Consider the following 19,234-nt stretch of genomic DNA (forward strand, 5'->3'; position numbering starts at 1 on the left):
TTAAAAAACGTCCGTTTTAAAACTAAAAAAATGCCGCGGTAAAAACAAAAAAGGCGCCAGAAGGCGCCTTTTTCATTCTTTTCAGCGGCTAGAGCTCATCTTCTGGAATATCCATAATTGCACCGGCGCCACACTCAATGCTCTGCAGCAAGGCTTCAGCACGGGGCAGCAACTGCTGGCAGAAGACACGCGCAGTGACAACCTTATTACGGTAGAACGGCTCATCCTGCTGTTTCGGCGCCGAGGCAGCAGCAGACTTCAGCATCAACCAGCCCCCCCACACATAACCGGAAAGCATCATGAAGCTGGTCGCCACACTGCCCACCCAAACGGCATCTTCACCATTCGACTGTATGGTTGTCAGTAGTGACTTGTAGCGTGTCACAGCCTGCTCAACCACAGCAACAACATCTTCAATACCCTCAACAGACTTAGCCGCCGCAATGTCGGCATCGATATCAGCCAACAGTTCATTCATACCACGACCGTTGTCGCGCAGGAATTTGCGACCGATCAGGTCAGCAGCCTGAATACCGGTAGTGCCTTCGTAGATAGGCAAAATACGCGCATCGCGTTGATATTGCGCAGCGCCAGTTTCTTCGATAAAGCCCATACCGCCGTGAACCTGAACACCGAGGGAGGTCACTTCTAGCGACATTTCAGTCGCCCATCCCTTCGACACTGGTGTCAGCAATGCAACACGGCGACTCGCCTTAGCCTTAACATCCGCGTCGGTTGCACTGTGAGCCAAATCCACTGCCGCCATCGAGGTGTACAGCATAGAGCGTCCCGCCTCAGTTGCGGCACGCATTGTCATTAGCATACGGCGTACATCAGGATGCTTAACAATACCGCCTGGACCGCTGACCGTCATGCCCTGAACACGCTCTTTAGCGAAAGAGACTGCATGCTGGTATGAGCGCTCGCTGACAGCGACACCCTGCATACCCACGCCCAGTCGAGCATTATTCATCATTGAGAACATATAGACCAAGCCGTTATTGGCCTCGCCCACAAGATAGCCTTTGGCACCAATATCATCACCGAATGCCATGACACAGGTTGGGCTAGCGTGAATACCCATCTTGTGCTCGATAGAGGCTGGATAAACATCGTTACGCTCACCCAGGCTACCATCCTCATTGACCAAGAACTTAGGCACCACAAACAATGAGATACCCTTAACACCTGGCGGTGCATCCGGTAATCTTGCCAACACCAAATGAACAATATTCTCAGTCATTTGATGATCACCCCAGGTGATGAAGATCTTCTGACCAAAGATCCGATACCCGTCACCATCGGGTTCTGCCTTACTGCGAATAGCGGCCAAGTCTGACCCAGCCTGTGGCTCGGTCAAGTTCATGGTTCCCGTCCACTCGCCTGAAATCATCTTCGGCAGGTAGGCTTGTTTTAATTCTTCACTGGCATGCAGGCTGATCGCCTCAATAGAACCCTGACTCAGCATCGGGCAAAGGCTGAACGATAAGTTAGCCGATTGCACCATTTCCTGTAACGTCGTGCTCAAGAGTTTTGGCAAGCCCTGGCCACCGTACTCAACGTCTTCCGACAAACTACCCCAGCCACCATCAATATAATGCTGATAGGCCTTGTCTAAGCCAGGGGCCTGAGTCACTGCTCGGTCAGCAAAGGTTGAGCCCGCCTGATCACTGCTTTGGTTAAGCGGTGCAATTTCTTCGGCACAAAGACGTCCAGCCTCTTCGAGGATGGCATTGACAATTTCGGCATCGCAGTCGGCATTTGCCGTGGCCTGACAAACGCCGTCAAGATCAACAAGCTCCTCTAGATTAAATCGAATATCGCGTAACGGTGGCTGATAATCACTCATCTCTATAACCTCAATCTTTCTTAAAATTCATTAACTAAGCGGTATTTATTGGCTTTTAAGCCGGCTCAAACTATAACTATCAAGCCTATTCACAAGTAGTCATTACCCGCATCGATCAGTATAGAAGCTAGGTAATGACTACGTCACACTGCCGTTTATAGACAGCATTAAACACATCCCAAGTATCGGAAATTGGCCCGATGAATGACGGCCAATCGAATAAGGTTAACACTGCTAACATTGCGTTTCAAATATCTATGACAATTATCAAACTGATGAATGTTTAGGCGCCGAAGACAATAGATAATTCAATAGCGATCGCTTCGCTGTGAATATTGCTGCAATATAGAGGTTTTCGCTCATCACTTGAGAGATGCTGACTACAGATTCAACCGTATAATAATAACAACAGGCCAGCGAGCTACATCAAGGACACACTATGAAGATTACCCCTACATTTCCCGAATTAAGCTGCTATTTATTACCTGGGCATACCACCACGCCTGCCGAGGCTATTGAGGAGGCAAAACAAGCTGAGGCGCTAGGCCTGGGGAAGGTTTGGCTGTCCGAACGCTTCGATGTCAAAGATGCCGGTGTTATTTGCGCCGCAGCCTTGGCGGTGACAAATTGCATCCATGTGGCCACCGCTGGCACCAATATCCACACCCGACACCTGATGATTTTGGCCACTATGTGCAGCTCATTACATCACCTCTCCAACGGCCGCTTCGAACTCGGTTTGGCACGAGGAGTGGCTATTCGCAATCAATTAATGGGGCTGAAAAATGTTAACAATGCCCAACTTGCCGAGGGTGTAGAGCTTTTACGCAGGCTGTTGAAGGGTGAAAAAATCATAGGCCATGATGGGCTAATGGGAAACTACCCATACCTCAATATGGGTGACTGGCTGGACGCCAGACTCCCCATTCACTTTGTCGGTTTTGGCCCCAAAAGCCTACGATTCGCCGGCAAACATTTTGATGGCGTACACTTGCACACCTTTGTCACCGACCATGGTTTGCGACGCGCCAAACAATTTATACAAGAGGGTGCAGAACAAGCCGGTCGACCTACAAGCGATATCAAACTTCATGCTGTTTATGCCACGGCATTGAATTTAACTGAAGAGGACTACCTGACAAAGCTGGTTGCAAGAATGGCCACCTACATGCAGGCGCCTGGTTATATTGAAATGCTAATTGAACTCAATGAGTGGGACCCCGAAGTCCTCACCGCCTTCCGCGCCAACGATCTGGTTAAGTCTATGGCCGGGGGCATCGACAGCGTCGCCACCCTTGAGCAACTGGATCAGATCAGCCAACTCATTCCCAGCGAATGGCTGCCGGCTGCCACAGGCAATGCTGAAAGCTGCGCACAAGCCTGGCAGAATCAATTCGCTAATGGCGCTGATGGTCTCGTTATTCATGGTTCAACGCCCAGTGAGTTCGCCCCTATTATCCAGGCCTATGCCGCACTGCCTCGTTGAGACCATTCCCGCTACAGACTGACTGTTTTGCCCGGTGCCAGTGCATTACCGGCAAAGCAATCACACCCACGTCACTATCTACGTTACACTACCACCTCGCTTCATTTCTTCCGTCACCCACAGGAAACACTTATGCCTACAACGGTGACCGGATTCTTGCTCTCTCGTCAATGGCGTGACGTCAAAACACCCACTGGCCTACAGCTGCAACTGAGTTATTGGCTGACCAGCCCTCAGGGCCCTTTACAACTGCTGTTCGATAATCAGCAAGCCGTTTTTTTTGTTCCTCAGTCTCAGCAGCAACCTGCGCTGGACCGGCTAAAGCAGGCCTCTATTCCCCTGGCCAAGCTGCAACAACTCGAGTTGACAGATTTTCAGCAGCAACCACTGACCGCCTTTTACTTTGCAGCTCAACGCTACTTATATCAGGCCAGAAAAACACTCAAAGAACACAACATAGAGCCGTTAGAAGCAGATATCCGCCACAGCGATCGCTTCTTAATGGAGCGTTTTATCACCGCTCCGATGACTATTAAAGGGGACTTTAAAGCCAGAAACAATTATTTAAAAGCGGTAAACCCGCAGTTAAAAACCGATGATTTTACTCCCCTATTCTCTGTCCTGTCTCTCGATATAGAAACCGCAATGTACAGCGACGAGCTGTTTTCGATCGGCTGCATCTTCTTTGATCAACAGCAACGGCAACATAATATTGTCTTAATGGTGGGCTCGGGTATCGACACTGATACCCTGCACTTCCACCCCGATCAGCAGGCCGTGATCGAAGCCTTTTTGATACTGCTGCAACAACATGACCCCGATATTATCATCGGCTGGAATGTCATCAACTTTGATTTACGCTTTCTCCAGCGAGTCTGTCAACGCCTCGGCATTAGCTTCACCTTCGGCAGGGGCCGCAGCACGATTTACTGGCAGGAATCACAAAGCGATAATGAGCACTACACTTTGACCGTTCCGGGCCGGGTAATCCTCGATGGTATCGATACGTTAAAATCAGCTACCTATAGTTTCGAGAGTTTCTCGCTGAACCATGTTGCCGAGCAATTACTCAAGCGCCAAAAATTACTGACAGGGCAGCACCGCGGCGAAGATATTGCCGAACTATTCAACAATGACAAGCCCGCACTGGCGGCATACAACTTAGAAGACTGTCAGCTGGTCTGGGATATTTTCCAACACACCAAACTCATCGACTTCGCCATCGAACGCGCACGATTAACGGGGCTGGCAATGGATCGCTTCGGCGGCTCCGTCGCCGCCTTTGATTTCCGCTACCTTCCCCGCTTACACCGCAGTGGCTACATTGCCCCTAACCTGAAAGCCGAGCCCGAGGGAGTTGGTAGCCCTGGGGGCTATGTGATGGACAGCTTTCCCGGGCTTTATCGTCACGTCCTCGTACTCGATTTCAAGAGCCTATACCCATCGATTATTCGCACCTTCAAGATTGACCCGATTGCCTTAATTAACGGCCTAAAACAGCAGGCCAGCCCCGCCACCAGAGACCGGCTCGAGACCAATAATACGGAGATTGAAACGCTGGTCAGTGGTTTTAACGGGGCCTTATTCGACAAACAGTCGGCCTTGCTACCCGCTATTATTGCCGAGTTATGGCAGGCCAGAGACAGCGCCAAAGAGCAGAAAAACGCCTCGATGTCACAGGCAATCAAAATCATTATGAATTCATTTTATGGTGTCTTAGGTACCCCCGGGTGCCGCTTTTTCGACTACCGTCTACCCAGTTCTATCACCTTGCGCGGGCACAACGTACTGAATAAAACCAAGGAATTAATCGAGCAGCAGGGGCATCGAGTGATTTACGGCGATACCGACTCTGTCTTCGTGTGGCTCAGTAATGCCGAGCAAGGTTATAGCAATCAACAGGTCGATAGTATTGGCAACACACTGGCCGCCGAACTCAACTTATGGTGGCGGCAGCATTTGCACAAACACTATCAACTCGACAGCCACCTTGAAATTGAGTTTGAAAGCCACTTTCAACAATTCATCATGCCAACTATTCGCGGCTCCGAGGTGGGCAGCAAAAAACGCTATGCCGGCCTGGTTACAAAAGGCGATGGCTTAGAGCTGATTTTCAAAGGGCTAGAGGCGGTCAGAACCGACTGGACTCGAGCGGCCAGGGATTTCCAGCGTGAACTCTATCGCCGTATTTTTTATCAACTGCCCTACAAGGAATACATCAAAGAAGTGGTCAGCGACATTCGTGGTGGCAAGCTGGATCAGCAATTAATTTACCGAAAAAGACTGCGTCGAAAACTCGATGACTATCAAAAAAACATCCCCCCTCACGTTCAAGCTGCTAGGCTGGCCGACCAACAACGGATTGATCAGGGTTTACCCCCACGCTATCAGCGTGGCGGCTGGGTGGAATACGTGATGACTCTGCACGGCCCGCAACCGGCAGATAGCTACACAGCGGCGCTCGATTATGATCTGTATATTGAACGTCAGATTGAGCCTATAGCCGATGGAATATTACACTTTTTAGAGACCAGTTTTGACGCCATTAACAATCGACAGATCAACCTCTTTGATCAATCATAAAAGCAGCCTTAGAAACATACTGTACGGTCGTACCATTACAGTAAACAACTAAAATATTAACGATTTATAATGCATTGGCGGCGTTAATTCACTGTTCTAAGTAAAAATCCTTAGTTTAACTTAGTCGATAAATCTCTATATTCGTGACTCGTCTTTTTTGAGCCACCTATTATGTGCTGGGTTATTCTTTTTTGCATTGCCTTAATAGTGCTGTCAGCGGTAACTGGCTGCTATTTTTTGGCAACCAATAAATATGACCAATACAACCCGAACCAGCGTCACAGGACACTCACCGCTGTGCTTTGCTGTGCCATTATCTCTTTTCTGTTCAGTGCCTATGTGCTCCATTTCGCAGCACAATATAAGACCCCCGCCCTTTGGCTCCAAGCCCTTACCATACTCCTCATGTGGCTGACCGCATCAACGTCAATCTATCATTCACAGCGGTATCTACTGCCTACCTTAACAGCGGCCTTGGTGACGCTGTCATCGGCCAGCAACTATGCCTACGCAAAATATGGACTCGACATGCCCGGGGAATTTGCCATCGCCATGGGCGTAGCTGTTAGCTCGTTATTTACAGCGATGATTTTATTCTTGGCCAGCCAACAGCAGGTATCAGAGAGCTGACGACAGCAATCTCAAGGTAATTCGAATAGGTATGTTGGGACGTAAAGAGAAGAGATAGGCGCAACCGATTAGATCGTAGTAATACATCCTTGTATTATTGCGCTCCATCTACCCACTATTGTGCTATACAAAATCGTTAGTTAAAAGCCGATATTGCCCCTCTGCGTGTAGGAAATAACCGATAAAAAACTTGTACTTAAGACAATATTCTCGACACCCCAATGTTGGGGGGTGTGATACTGAAAATCGTCTAAAACACATCAATCAACAACACCTCAACACCCATATTAGGCGGAATAATTTTGCGCCAAAAGCCTGCCATAGTGGTGTATCATAGCGACAACATCGCAGAACAAAATAATCACTGCAAAACAGCAAAGGGGCCTGCCACCATGGTGCGGAGCAAGAAAGTCAATTTCGAAAAGTCGCTGGAAGAACTGGAGCACATTGTCGAACAGCTTGAGACAGATGAGCTCGGCCTCGAAGATTCTCTTAAGCAGTTTGAAAAAGGCATCAAGCTTACCCGTGAATGTCAGCAGGCTTTGAACGAGGCCGAGCAACGTGTTTTAGCCGTCACCGAACAGGCCGATGGCGCCGCAGCCTACAGCGATTTCAACGAGGAAGACAGCGAGTAATGAGCTCTCTGAACCAACAACTACAGCACGCCCAACAACGTATTAACAGCAGTCTGAGTGCCGAGCTCGAAGCCCCCGTATCGCCCTATTCGGAAGGTGCCGGCGATAACCTGGGGCGAGTTTATCAAGCGATTCAATACAGCGTCATGAACGGTGGTAAACGGATGCGGCCGCTGCTGGTCTTTGCCTCCGCCGACGCCGTGCTGGCCGGGCGCAAGCAGACTAGCAAAAGCCTCGACTTAAGCGCCTGCGCCATTGAGTTTATCCACTGCTACTCACTGGTCCACGATGACCTACCCGCAATGGATGACGACGATTTGCGTCGCGGCCAGCCGACTGTTCACAAAGCCTTTGACGACGCCACCGCTATTCTCAGCGGTGATGCATTGCAGGCCATGGCCTTTGAAGCCCTCAGCCGCGCCGACGACATCCCCCCGGCTCAGCAAATCGCACTGGTAAAAGAGCTGGCCTTGGCTGCAGGCCCTGTTGGCATGGTCGGCGGACAGGCTTTGGATATCGCCGCCACTGACCAGCGGGTCAATTTAGAGCAACTCGAACAAATGCACAGTTTAAAAACCGGTGCACTGATTCGGGCTGCCGTTGCCATGGGCGCTATCTGCGCCGGCGCCAGCGAGCAACAAAGAATAGCCTTAGATCACTACGCCAGAGCGGTTGGTCTCGCTTTTCAGGTACACGACGATATCCTCGACGTTGAAAGCGACACCACTACTCTGGGCAAGACTGCCGGGGCCGACATTGCGCTCAACAAATCAACCTACCCAGCACTGCTGGGGTTAAGCCAAGCCAAAGATATGGCACAGCAGCTGCTGCAACAGGCACTGACGGCACTGAAGGATTTTGACGAACATGCTGACACGCTGCGACAGCTTGCTCATTATGCCGTTACACGTAATCACTAGTTTTATATTACAATAGGCAAATTGTACTGGTGAGCGGCGTTTTTTTGCCCCACCTCATCCCTGACAACGCCACCAAATCGGCGCATAAAGTGACAATGAATACCTGATGTTTAATCATTTTCCCACACATAGACCAGACACACCGCTATTGGATAGCATCGACAGCCCGGCTCAACTTCGGCTGCTCGATATCGATCAATTACCCCAACTCGCCAACGAGTTAAGGGAGTTTCTGCTTTATAGTGTCAGCCAAAGTGGCGGCCATTTCGGCGCCGGCCTCGGTGTGATTGAACTCACCATTGCCCTGCATTATGTCTACGAAACGCCAAATGACCGCCTGGTCTGGGACGTTGGTCATCAAACCTATCCCCACAAAATCCTTACCGGTCGTCGTGAACAGATGACCGGTATTCGTCATGCCGGCGGCCTGTCAGGTTTCCCCAAACGCAGTGAAAGTGAGTACGATACCTTTGGCGTCGGCCATTCTAGCACCAGCATCAGCGCCGCTCTCGGCATGGCACTGGCGGGCAAGAAAAGCTGCGCCATTATTGGTGATGGCGCCCTGACCGCCGGCATGGCTTTTGAAGCCATCAACCACGCCGCCGATAAAAAGGCCAATATGCTGGTCGTGCTCAACGACAATCAGATGTCGATATCGAAGAGCTCTGGCGGACTCAGCACCTACCTGTCGAAAATCTGGGCATCACCCAGCTACAACAGCCTGCGTAACAGCAGTAAAAAGGTGCTCTCCAAGCTGCCCTCTGCGGCACTCGAAATCGCTCGCCGTACCGAAGAACACATGAAGGGTTTCATCTCACCGGGCACAGTGTTCGAGGAACTCGGCTTCAACTATATTGGCCCAGTAGATGGCCACGATGTCATCGAGCTGGTCGGTTATTTACGTAATCTTCGCGACATGCCCGGGCCCCAGTTGCTCCATATAATGACCACCAAGGGTAAGGGCTTTGCTCCCGCCGAAGCCGATCCCGTTGGCTATCACGCCATTACCAAACTCGAGCCCAAGAATGTCCAAGACACGGCAGAAAAAGCCACTGGCAAGCAGAAATACCAAGATGTGTTTGGTGATTGGCTATGCGATACAGCAGCGGCAGACGAAAAACTTATCGGTATAACTCCTGCCATGGGTGAGGGCTCGGGGATGATAAAGTTCAGTCAACGCTACCCCCTGCGGTATCACGATGTCGCCATCGCCGAACAGCATGCTGTCACCGTTGCCGGTGGCATGGCCTGTGACGGGCTTAAGCCAGTTGTTGCTATCTACTCTACCTTTTTGCAACGCGGCTATGACCAACTGATTCACGATATAGCCCTACAAAACCTCGATGTACTCTTTGCTATCGACCGTGCGGGTATTGTTGGTGAAGATGGTGCCACCCATACTGGCAGCTTTGATTTGAGCTTTATGCGCTGCATTCCCAACATGGTAATCATGGCGCCAAGCAATGAAGATGAATGCCGGAAAATGCTGACTACCGGCTATCACTATTGCGGCCCGGCAGCCGTTCGCTACCCCCGCGGCACCGGCCCCGGCACAGCCATTGAGTCCGCGCTGGACAGCCTTGAAATCGGCAAGGGCAGAATAGTTAGCGAGGGTACAGAGGTAGTTATTTTGGCATTCGGCAGCCTTGTTGGCGCCGCGGTAGAGGCCGCCGCCGGACTTCAGGCCACGGTGGTTGATATGCGCTTTGTGAAACCTCTCGACACCGAGCTGATCAGCCGCCTCAGTGATAGCCATCGCCTCATTGTTACCGTGGAGGAAAATACCATCTGCGGCGGCGCAGGCAGCGCTATTAACGAATACCTTAATCAACAGGGTATTGTTATGCCGGTACTCAACCTCGGCTTGAGCGATCAGTTCCCCGAGCATGGCAAGCCAAAAACCTTACTGCGAAAATTCGGTCTCGACAGCGACGGCATTGCCGACAGCATTCGACAACGGTTGGCATTACTCGATTAATTCGAGCGACAAAAAAAGCCGCAATAGCGGCTTTTTTTTTGCTCAAACAGCTTTAGCTGTCTTTCATCATGTGACCGAGTTTGCCGGCCTTAGTCGCCAAATATTTCTCATTATGGGGGTTCTTACCAGTGCGTAGCGGTATTCTTTTCGCCACGTTAACACCCATTTCCTGTAGCGCCTTAACCTTGCGCGGGTTATTGGTCATCAGGTTAACCGCCGCAATACTGAGGTGTTCCAGCATCTGCTGACAAATACTGTAATCACGCATATCGGCGCCAAAACCTAAGGCCTCATTGGCCTCGACGGTATCCGCTCCCTCGTCCTGCAACTTGTAAGCTTTAATCTTGTTCAATAAGCCAATGCCACGGCCTTCCTGACGCAGATACAAAATAGCACCGCGCCCCTCTTTAGCAATGGCCTCCATCGCCGCCTCTAGCTGTGAACCACAGTCACAGCGAAGGCTGAACAGGGCATCGCCAGTAAGACACTCTGAATGTACTCGGGCCAATACCGGCTCACCATCACTTACATCGCCTAGCGATAAAATAATATGCTCTTTTTTTGTATCGATATCTTCGTAACCGTGCATATCGAATACAGCCCACTGGGTGGGCAATTTTGATGACTCTACGTAACGGACCGGCATCCCAAAACTCCTAAGCCTGTCTTATATTGGGGGCGTAATTCTACCAGCAAACCAAGGCGCTGGCTAACCTGTTAGCCAGCGCCCTCAACAACAGTGTTACTTCGTCAAATAAAGCACGCCATTTTTATGGCTGACTTCAACATGATTCAAAAAACTCATGCCCAATAAGACCTCTCGCATGGGGCTTTGATTGACAATGGCGTCGACGCCACTGACGCTGATCCCACCGACACTGACATTGTTGAGAGTAATTTTATAGCCATTGACCACGCCGCTGGCAGTACCCACCTGTATTGGTATGCCGGCGAGGTAATTAATCCCCAAAGTCTTCGCTGTCGAGATACTCATAGCGACACTGGTGGCACCGGTATCCACCAGAAACTTTACTCCACGGCCATTAATGCTCCCGCTGGTAATAAATTGGTCATAGCCATTATTATTGACCGCCACCGTCACTGACTCGGCCTGCTTGTAGTTATTGTTGATCCGCCTACTCAGACCAAGGGTGTATTGTTTGCCGTCGATTAATAGCTTGGCCTGCTGTTTATTGGCCGAGATCAGCTTGATGCCCTCTGGGCTGGTTTGACCGGCACGCAACATACGCTGTTTGCCATTAATGTCTAATATAGCGCCGTTATTAAACAAACCGCTGACGACGACGTCTGGACCGGCCATCACGCGATGACAGCTGAATAAGAAAATAATCATCAGCCCAAAAGTAAAAAATACGACGCGCGCTCTTCCCTGGTAACTCATCTGTGGTCGCCTTTATTTAACTGTCTCAACATCTTAGTAGTCGTCCTAGCGCAGCTAGTATAACCCCCTATAGGTCAGCAACTACAGTACGAGGCGCTTTTTTATGATTTTTTGATGTCACCACCAGCCAAACACTCACCCTTCAATGTAATAATGTATCAAGTAAATAACCCAGAGTAATTATCAAGAGAATATAAAATTACAAATGAGAGCTATTGATTATTATCATTCGGTAATCTTGAGCAAAAAACAACCTATAAGTAGGGGGTTTTCACCGTCCCACTCAGTACATCACCGTATACATTCGCGTCTAGTCCGGATAAATATTTTGCCAATAGAAATCATAATAGCCCCACGCAAAAACAACCGATACACAATTACAGCCATGCCAGTGGAGTTATACCATGAAGAAAATCATTACCGCCATCACCCTACCCGCCGCTCTTCTCGCCAGCAGCATCGCCACAGCGAATGACTCAGGCTTTTACGGCAGCGTCGGTATTAGCTACTCTGACCATACCGTCAGCGCTGGTGCAGCAGACCTTTTTGTCAATGAAATCAAGCGCGACGACACGGGTTATAATTTCACCGGCGGCTATCAGTTCAACCAATACTTTGGCGTAGAAGCCAGCTACTACGACTTCGGTAGCGTCAGTCGCTCCTACGGTGATGTCAACGCTAAGGCAAAAGCCAATGCCTGGGGCTTCGCCGCTGTCGGTACGCTGCCAATCAGCGAGCAGTTCAGCCTGTACGGCAAGCTTGGTGCCTCTCAATTCAACAGCGAATTGAAATATAGTGATGACATTGGTACCGCTAAATACAGCGATAAAGATTTCACCGCCTACTACGGCATTGGCGCCTCATTTGCCGTCACTCAGAGCGCTGAGATTTACCTTGAAACCATCAAATTTGACTTCGATGGCACCAGCGATGTGGTTGGCAATACCAGCCTGAACTACAACCACGATGTGCTCAATACCAGCCTCGGTCTCCGCATGAAATTTTAAAGAAAAAAGGCACAAAAAAAACCGGCTATTAGCCGGTTTTTTTGTCGATGCAGAGCAGCATTAAGAATGCCCTGTCCCCACCGCCGCTATTAACTGCTCGGTTGCCAAACGCCAGTCTTTGGCCTTGGTAATAGCACTGACCAAGGCAATACTGCCTACGCCAGTCTTATTCACCTCGATCGCCCGTGGCAGATCTATACCACCGATGGCCACCACGGGATAACATGGCATCGTGACTTGCAACCACTGACTAAGTTGCTGCAACCCCTGGGGGCCAAAACGCATCTCTTTCGTTGTCGTCGAATAGATTGGGCCGATAGCGATATAACTCGGCCCTATTGCATGTGCCCTGGCGAGTTCGGACCAAGCATGAGTGCTGACCCCCAATCGCAACCCCGCAGCGGCAATAGCCTCCACACTGGCATCATCAAGATCTTCCTGACCCAGATGTACACCATAAGCACCGCAATCAATCGCCAACTGCCAGTAATCGTTAATATATAAGCGTGCCTGATACTGCTGTGACAGAGCCACAACATGCTCAACCTCTGCCCGCAATGCGTCACCGGACAAATCTTTAACGCGGAGCTGAATCGTTTTAACACCTAAGGACAACAGCCGGGCAACCCACTCACTGCTGTCGACCACAGGATAGAGCCCCAGCTTATCGACCTCTCGGACAAAAGCGATTTTTTTAGTTTTCGGAAACTGTTTAAACAACTTCGGTAGATGCTGTGATTTGCTAGGGAAGCCCATATGGGCGATAGGTCCGTGACTTTGGCCAAGTTGTTCACCCGCATCAATACCCTCGCTAATATAAGCCTTGGCAGCAGTAACAGCATCTTCAATATCCAGACCACGAGCCAGCAATGCCGCTATCGCCGAGGACAGGGTACAACCGCTGCCATGGTTATTTCCATTGTCGATTAAATCGCCGCGCAGCCAAAAACGCTGCTGTTTATCGATAAAAAAGTCATAACAGTAATTGCCATCAAGCCCCTGATTATCAGGACTAAAATGATTGTGTCCACCCTTGATTAAAACCGCAGCGGCGCCACTGGCGAGAATGACCTCTGCCATCTCCTCAATTTTCTCAGGGCTGGACGCCACCATTGAGGTTAATGCTTCAGCCTCGGGTATATTAGGCGTTATCAGGCTGCAGTGCGGAAACAATCGATCGATTAAACTACTCCGAGCTCCCTCATCTAGTAGTAAACTGCCGCTGGTTGAAATCATTACCGGATCACAAACAACAGGTATCGTTAGGCCCGCAACAAAATCAGCAACGGTATTAATGATCTCGTGATTAAACAGCATACCCAGCTTGATCGCCGTTGCTGGCAAGTCCGTATTCAGCGCAGCAATCTCTGCTTGAATATGCGCCACAGGGGTGGCTTCAATGGCGCTGACGGCCACAGAATTTTGCGCCGTCAAGGCGGTGATGACCGTACAACCGTGAACAGAAAAATCATTAAATGTAGCTAAATCGGCTTGAATGCCAGCACCACCACCGCTATCGGAGCCGGCAATCGTCCAGACAATAGGTTTCTTATTCATCGCGTATTCTCTCAGGCGGTGTTAATCGTTGTGCCAAAAAGGCTGACCAACCACTGGCGAACTAGGGGAGGCGGTATCTCGAGCCGGCATAGCGCCAGCCAGATAGGCGCTTCGCCCTGCTTCGATTGACTGGCCAAAAGCCGCGGCCATGGCGACAGGGTCTTGCGCCAAGGCGACTGCGCTGTTCAGCAACACCGCATCATAGCCCAACTCCATCGCCTGACTGGCATGGGAGGGCAGACCGATACCCGCATCGACAACCAGCGTCAATTCAGGCAGCCGCTGGCGCAGTGTTTTCAGTGCATAAGGGTTGAGCAGGCCTTGGCCTGTACCAATTGGCGCCCCCCAGGGCATTAAAATATTACAGCCAAGCTCAGCCAGCTTGGTGCACAGCACTAGGTCATCCGTGCAGTAAGGAAACACCTCAAAACCCTGTTCAATCAGCTCCTTTGTTGCCTCCAACAGAGAAAAAGGATCCGGTTGCAGGTTGTAATCATCACCAATCACCTCCAGTTTAATCCAGTTGGTGTCGAAAACTTCCCGAGCCATTAACGCTGTATTAACAGCCTCTTTCACTGTTGAGCAGCCGGCAGTATTGGGTAACACATCAACATTTAATTGTTTGATTTGCTGCCAAAACGCCTCGCCATCCTGATTATCCTGCGCTGCTTGGCGACGTAACGACACCGTCACCACCTGTGATCGGGAAGCTTCAATAGCCTGACACATTACCTGAGGCGAAGGGTATAGGGCGCTGCCGATAAAAAATCGACTGGCGAACGTTTTGTTACCTAAGATTAACGGATCACTCATTTTTAGCCTCCTGATATAGGGCTGACAACATCGACTTTATCGCCGGCAGCTAATAGCTGTTGGCCATATTGGCTGCGAGCGACAAACTCGCCGTTAATCGCTACGGCAATTTTTTTCTCTACATCATAACCCCAAACAAGCAACGCCTCGGCAACGCTGACATTGGTAGATAATGATTTCCTACTGCCGTTCAACAAAAGCTCAATCATAATCCTACTCGATATCTCTAAATAAATTTTCAAACGGCGATTGGTAATCTTCGTTTTCGATCCTCTCGATCAACTCATCAACTATCGCTGGTGCCATTAAGTAACCGTGACGAAATAGACCGTTTACTCGAAAAACATCGCCGTCGACAAATATCTTCGGCTGATTATCCGGCAATGCAGGCCGCACATTCACATCGGATTTAATCACCCGCCCTTCGGCAAAACCGGGGTGAACGCTGTAGGCCGCAGAGAGCAGCTCCAAGCTCGATCGAACGCTGATTTCACTGTAATCTTCACTTTCTATCTGAGTAGCACCAATCAAGTACAGGTCATCACGACGCGGCACAATATAAATTCTATAGCGTGGATGCATCAGACGTACCAAGCGATTGATATCAACATCGGGGGCGCGTACCCAGATAATTTCACCACGCACACCCCGCAATTGCGGCAGTGCATCTCTGCCACCAAGACCTCGACTATCGATCACCTTATCGAAAACATGGTCAGTGCTTCTCGCCCGCCCCTTAATGGTAATGGTATTATCTTCGACAGCCGTAATTTCGCTGTGGGTATAAAAGGGCACACGACTGGCAACCAGCTGCTCACCCAATGTCGGCATCACACAGCAGGGACATAACCATGCCTCATCCGGCGTATACGCCGCTTGATGAAAACGTTCAGCCAAGGCTGGTTCTAACTCGGCTAACTGCTGCTGATTCAGCATCTGCAATTGGTCGCGGGTTGGTTTAGCATTGTGATTTACCGCCTGTAAAAAGCGATGATAGTCGGCCTGGTCTTGCCGGTGAGCAACCACGATACTGCCGCCAGTATGATAAAAAACTTCACCATTAATATTTTTAACCAAGGCCGGCCAGCGCTTGAGCGACTCGACACCCAATTGATACACCAGCGGTTCGTTAACATCAGCCTCGCTGATTGGCGTCAGCATGCCTGCGGCGGTATAGCTGCAAGCCGAACCATTGTCGATGCCGTCGCGATCAAATAACGTGACCTGATGGCCGCGCTGATGCAATAGCAAGGCACTCAGGCGCCCGATTATACCGGCGCCGGCAATACCAATTTTCATAACGTACTACCCGTGGTGGGACAAGCAAATAAAATCAGCGACGGCCCTATGACCGTCGCCCGATCAATTTAAACCTTTTGGTAGATTTCACTACCCGCCTGTTTAAATTCCTCTGATTTTTTCTGCATCTCAGCATCCAAATCAAGGATTTGAATACTGTCGCCGGCAACCTCAACACCATTGACCGAGGCGTAGTCTCGTACTTCCTGCGAGATTTTCATTGAACAAAACTTAGGGCCGCACATCGAACAGAAATGGGCCACCTTGGCAGAGTCCTTCGGCAGAGTTTCATCGTGATAGCTGCGGGCAGTATCGGGGTCCAGACCCAGATTGAACTGATCTTCCCAGCGGAACTCGAAACGCGCTTTCGATAACGCATTATCACGTACCTGTGCGCCGGGGTGCCCCTTGGCCAAGTCGGCGGCGTGGGCCGCTAATTTGTAGGTAATAATGCCGGTTTTTACATCGTCTTTATTGGGCAGGCCCAGATGCTCTTTTGGTGTCACATAACACAGCATGGCACAACCATACCAACCGATCATAGCGGCACCAATGCCAGAGGTGATGTGGTCGTAACCCGGTGCTATATCTGTGGTCAAAGGGCCTAAGGTATAGAACGGCGCCTCGTCACAGTGCTCAAGCTGTTTCTCCATATTGGCCTTGATCATGTGCATTGGCACATGGCCGGGACCTTCAATCATCACCTGTACATCATGCTTCCAAGCGATCTTAGTCAACTCGCCCAGTGTTTCCAGCTCGCCAAATTGCGCCTCATCGTTGGCATCGGCAATCGAACCTGGACGCAGGCCATCGCCCAAAGAGAAGGCAACATCGTACTGTTTACAAATTTCACAAATTTCTTCGAAGTGGGTGTAGAGAAAATTTTCCTGGTGGTGCGACAAACACCACTTGGCCATGATAGAGCCACCGCGAGAAACAATACCGGTAACGCGCTTTGCCGTCATCGGCACATAGCGCAGCAGTACGCCGGCGTGAATGGTGAAGTAATCTACGCCCTGCTCTGCCTGTTCAATCAGCGTATCGCGGAAGATTTCCCAGGTAAGGTTTTCCGCCACGCCATCGACTTTTTCCAACGCCTGATAAATAGGCACAGTACCGACGGGAACTGGTGAGTTGCGAATAATCCACTCACGGGTTTCATGAATGTTTTTACCCGTTGATAAATCCATCATGGTATCGGCGCCCCAGCGGATACCCCAGCTCAGCTTTGCCACTTCTTCTTCAATCGAAGAACCCAGCGCCGAATTACCAATGTTGCCGTTGATCTTAACCAAGAAATTACGGCCAATAATCATTGGCTCCGACTCCGGGTGATTGATGTTGTTAGGGATAATCGCTCGACCACGGGCAACTTCACTGCGAACAAATTCTGGCGTGATTTCATCCGGGATCTCGGCGCCGAAGGCTTCTCCGGGGTGCTGATCATCGACCAGGCCACGCTCTTTCAAATGTTGCAGCGTCATGTTTTCACGGATGGCAATATATTCCATCTCAGGGGTGATAATACCTTGGCGGGCATAGTGCATCTGCGTCACATTCCGACCAGCCTTGGCTCGACGTGGCGTGCGCTTTAAATCAAAACGTAATTCATCGAGGCTGTCATCGGCAGCGCGCATCTGAGCATAGTCCGAGGTGTCACCTGAAAGCTCTTCGGTATCGTCGCGCTCCAATACCCAGTTGCTGCGAATCGATGCCAAGCCTTTACGGATATCGACCTGCACATCCGGGTCAGAGTATACACCGGAGGTATCATAGACACGTACGGGGTCGTTAGGCTCCAGGCTGGTGCTGCCGTCAGGGCCGGCGACGGTTGTCGAGGTCAGAGCGATTTCACGCATCGGCACTTTGATATCCGGGCGACTGCCTTCGACATAAAGCTTATTAGAATTTGGAAAAGGTTGGATTGAAGCCTCGTCTACACGTGCGGTTTGGCTCAGTTTGCTGCTGGACATGACAATACCTGTGATCATTAATCGATGGGTAAAATCAGGGCGCACACGTTGTCTGTCAAAGTGGGATTGCAGGAGGGCTGCTGTGGTCTAACGGCTGATGCGCCGATCTTGTTCCCTCCGCAGGTATTAACCCAACAGGTTCAACGGGTAAATTCTCAGCTAAGACAATCGAATAAACGACTATTAGCACCCCGACAAGCTGTGCAGGATTCTAGAAGTTTGCCGACGCTAACGCAAGAAGAAGGGAGTAAAACATGAAAAAAACGTCAGATAGGATACCCCCCAGCCTCTCTTCAAAGAGACCGAGGGGTTAACAGTAAGACACTGTTCCAATCATTTCCAACATCTTTTTGTATTGCGCCTTAGTGACTTAGCGTATTCGTTTATTATTCTTATTAGACTGTTTAGACTGTTTATTGTTATAAACGCTTTGTTTATCACTTTGCTGCTTTATGTGACCAGTATAAGGGAATCCCCCTATGCGTCTATTGACGCATATCAAGATAGGTAGATTCCCCTACCTGACTACGCTATTTACTGAGAAATTTAGCAATGGCACGCTCTGACAGCTGCACACCGGTCTTTTTCTTGATCGCTGCTGCATCCAGCCCTTGGCCGGCGAGGCGCTGCATTTCACTGCCCATTAACTTCAGCTGTCGTTGCTGTTGCTGTTGCAGCTCCATCTCTTTGCGTCGGTTTTCTTCTTTCTGGCGTTTCTTCTGATTAACAACCTTCATCAAGGCCTTCAATTCGTCACTCTTAACACCACGTTTAGATAGGACGATGCCAGACAACTGCCGCTCTGAGGCCGTTGTTTCAGTGGCCTCGTTCTTATCGAGGTCAATACGCATACGCGGCTGGCCATTATTCCAAACTGCCCGATGGTATTTCACCGACCGGGTATGCTTACCTAAGAAGTACTCAAAAGCATCCGCTAATTCTGGGTGTCGAGCACAGAGCTCTTTGTATATCCCAATCGCCAGCGGAGCGATGTCTTCACCGAACAAATGGGGGTAATTTACCTCGAGAAAAACAGAGGTTACATCGATGATTTCTTTGGTAGGTATTGGCTGTGGCACAGCGACATTCCTTGGGTCTTGGG

Annotated in this window: 16 protein-coding genes and 1 riboswitch; of the genes, 7 read left to right on the top strand and 9 right to left on the bottom strand. The window is 50.1% G+C overall.

Going from position 1 to position 19,234, the window contains the following annotated elements:
* Positions 1-88: 88 nt before the first annotated feature.
* Positions 89-1,849 (bottom strand): acyl-CoA dehydrogenase, encoded by a 1,761-nt coding sequence (locus L9P87_RS08170; RefSeq protein ID WP_237444183.1) that lies wholly within the window; start codon positions 1,847-1,849, stop codon positions 89-91.
* Positions 1,850-2,288: 439 nt separating this feature from the next.
* On the opposite strand from L9P87_RS08170, the gene L9P87_RS08175 reads away from it, so the two are divergent.
* From L9P87_RS08175 to dxs, 6 genes are all read left to right on the top strand, one after another.
* Positions 2,289-3,335: a TIGR03857 family LLM class F420-dependent oxidoreductase gene (locus tag L9P87_RS08175; protein WP_237444184.1), complete on the top strand. Its 1,047-nt coding sequence runs from the start codon at positions 2,289-2,291 to the stop codon at positions 3,333-3,335.
* A gap of 132 nt (positions 3,336-3,467) precedes the next feature.
* On the top strand, positions 3,468-5,918 hold the full coding sequence (locus L9P87_RS08180) for a DNA polymerase II (RefSeq protein WP_237444185.1): 2,451 nt from the start codon (positions 3,468-3,470) through the stop codon (positions 5,916-5,918).
* 237 nt (positions 5,919-6,155) lie between these two features.
* Positions 6,156-6,548 (top strand): hypothetical protein, encoded by a 393-nt coding sequence (locus tag L9P87_RS08185; RefSeq protein WP_237444186.1) that lies wholly within the window; start codon positions 6,156-6,158, stop codon positions 6,546-6,548.
* A 302-nt stretch (positions 6,549-6,850) separates the two neighbouring features.
* Complete coding sequence (locus L9P87_RS08190; protein WP_435531788.1) at positions 6,851-7,183, top strand: exodeoxyribonuclease VII small subunit; 333 nt, start codon at positions 6,851-6,853, stop codon at positions 7,181-7,183.
* Complete coding sequence (locus L9P87_RS08195; protein ID WP_237444187.1) at positions 7,183-8,103, top strand: polyprenyl synthetase family protein; 921 nt, start codon at positions 7,183-7,185, stop codon at positions 8,101-8,103. The genes L9P87_RS08190 and L9P87_RS08195 overlap by 1 nt, the downstream gene beginning before the upstream one ends.
* Before the next feature lie 106 nt (positions 8,104-8,209).
* Entirely contained in the window at positions 8,210-10,081 is a 1,872-nt protein-coding gene (dxs, locus tag L9P87_RS08200; RefSeq protein WP_237444188.1) for a 1-deoxy-D-xylulose-5-phosphate synthase, read from the top strand.
* 52 nt (positions 10,082-10,133) lie between these two features.
* Here dxs and ribA read toward each other — a convergent pair whose 3' ends face one another.
* Both ribA and L9P87_RS08210 read right to left on the bottom strand, forming a co-directional pair.
* Complete coding sequence (gene ribA, locus L9P87_RS08205; RefSeq protein WP_237444189.1) at positions 10,134-10,727, bottom strand: GTP cyclohydrolase II; 594 nt, start codon at positions 10,725-10,727, stop codon at positions 10,134-10,136.
* Positions 10,728-10,823: 96 nt separating this feature from the next.
* A complete protein-coding gene (locus L9P87_RS08210) occupies positions 10,824-11,483 on the bottom strand; it encodes a retropepsin-like aspartic protease family protein (RefSeq protein WP_237444190.1) in 660 nt (219 codons plus the stop codon).
* A 404-nt stretch (positions 11,484-11,887) separates the two neighbouring features.
* On the opposite strand from L9P87_RS08210, the gene L9P87_RS08215 reads away from it, so the two are divergent.
* The gene (locus L9P87_RS08215) at positions 11,888-12,490 is read left to right on the top strand and encodes an outer membrane beta-barrel protein (protein ID WP_237444191.1); all 603 of its coding nucleotides are present in this window, start codon (positions 11,888-11,890) and stop codon (positions 12,488-12,490) included.
* Positions 12,491-12,550: 60 nt separating this feature from the next.
* Here L9P87_RS08215 and thiE read toward each other — a convergent pair whose 3' ends face one another.
* The 6 genes from thiE to L9P87_RS08245 form a co-directional block, all read right to left on the bottom strand.
* On the bottom strand, positions 12,551-14,047 hold the full coding sequence (gene thiE, locus L9P87_RS08220) for a thiamine phosphate synthase (RefSeq protein WP_237444192.1): 1,497 nt from the start codon (positions 14,045-14,047) through the stop codon (positions 12,551-12,553).
* A 21-nt stretch (positions 14,048-14,068) separates the two neighbouring features.
* On the bottom strand, positions 14,069-14,860 hold the full coding sequence (locus L9P87_RS08225; RefSeq protein WP_237444193.1) for a thiazole synthase: 792 nt from the start codon (positions 14,858-14,860) through the stop codon (positions 14,069-14,071).
* A 2-nt stretch (positions 14,861-14,862) separates the two neighbouring features.
* Complete coding sequence (gene thiS / locus L9P87_RS08230; protein WP_237444194.1) at positions 14,863-15,069, bottom strand: sulfur carrier protein ThiS; 207 nt, start codon at positions 15,067-15,069, stop codon at positions 14,863-14,865.
* A 4-nt stretch (positions 15,070-15,073) separates the two neighbouring features.
* The gene (gene thiO, locus L9P87_RS08235; RefSeq protein WP_237444195.1) at positions 15,074-16,159 is read right to left on the bottom strand and encodes a glycine oxidase ThiO; all 1,086 of its coding nucleotides are present in this window, start codon (positions 16,157-16,159) and stop codon (positions 15,074-15,076) included.
* A 68-nt stretch (positions 16,160-16,227) separates the two neighbouring features.
* Entirely contained in the window at positions 16,228-18,132 is a 1,905-nt protein-coding gene (gene thiC / locus L9P87_RS08240) for a phosphomethylpyrimidine synthase ThiC (RefSeq protein ID WP_237444196.1), read from the bottom strand.
* Positions 18,133-18,227: 95 nt separating this feature from the next.
* Positions 18,228-18,336, bottom strand: a riboswitch (TPP riboswitch).
* A gap of 326 nt (positions 18,337-18,662) precedes the next feature.
* Positions 18,663-19,211, bottom strand: a complete 549-nt coding sequence (locus tag L9P87_RS08245; RefSeq protein ID WP_237444197.1) for a ProQ/FINO family protein — start codon at positions 19,209-19,211, stop codon at positions 18,663-18,665.
* Positions 19,212-19,234 lie beyond the last annotated feature (23 nt).

The sequence above is a fragment of the Sinobacterium norvegicum genome (assembly GCF_923077115.1).
GTDB lineage: Bacteria > Pseudomonadota > Gammaproteobacteria > Pseudomonadales > Sinobacteriaceae > Sinobacterium > Sinobacterium norvegicum.

What these genes read in the sequence shown, in the direction of transcription:
- L9P87_RS08170 (WP_237444183.1), bottom strand. Translation starts at nt 1,849, where the DNA reads ATGAGTGATTATCAGCCACCGTTACGCGATATTCGATTTAATCTAGAG.
- L9P87_RS08175 (WP_237444184.1), top strand. Translation starts at nt 2,289, where the DNA reads ATGAAGATTACCCCTACATTTCCCGAATTAAGCTGCTATTTATTACCT.
- L9P87_RS08180 (WP_237444185.1), top strand. Translation starts at nt 3,468, where the DNA reads ATGCCTACAACGGTGACCGGATTCTTGCTCTCTCGTCAATGGCGTGAC.
- L9P87_RS08195 (WP_237444187.1), top strand. Translation starts at nt 7,183, where the DNA reads ATGAGCTCTCTGAACCAACAACTACAGCACGCCCAACAACGTATTAAC.
- dxs (WP_237444188.1), top strand. Translation starts at nt 8,210, where the DNA reads ATGTTTAATCATTTTCCCACACATAGACCAGACACACCGCTATTGGAT.
- ribA (WP_237444189.1), bottom strand. Translation starts at nt 10,727, where the DNA reads ATGCCGGTCCGTTACGTAGAGTCATCAAAATTGCCCACCCAGTGGGCT.
- L9P87_RS08210 (WP_237444190.1), bottom strand. Translation starts at nt 11,483, where the DNA reads ATGAGTTACCAGGGAAGAGCGCGCGTCGTATTTTTTACTTTTGGGCTG.
- L9P87_RS08215 (WP_237444191.1), top strand. Translation starts at nt 11,888, where the DNA reads ATGAAGAAAATCATTACCGCCATCACCCTACCCGCCGCTCTTCTCGCC.
- thiE (WP_237444192.1), bottom strand. Translation starts at nt 14,047, where the DNA reads ATGAATAAGAAACCTATTGTCTGGACGATTGCCGGCTCCGATAGCGGT.
- L9P87_RS08225 (WP_237444193.1), bottom strand. Translation starts at nt 14,860, where the DNA reads ATGAGTGATCCGTTAATCTTAGGTAACAAAACGTTCGCCAGTCGATTT.
- thiS (WP_237444194.1), bottom strand. Translation starts at nt 15,069, where the DNA reads ATGATTGAGCTTTTGTTGAACGGCAGTAGGAAATCATTATCTACCAAT.
- thiO (WP_237444195.1), bottom strand. Translation starts at nt 16,159, where the DNA reads ATGAAAATTGGTATTGCCGGCGCCGGTATAATCGGGCGCCTGAGTGCC.
- thiC (WP_237444196.1), bottom strand. Translation starts at nt 18,132, where the DNA reads ATGTCCAGCAGCAAACTGAGCCAAACCGCACGTGTAGACGAGGCTTCA.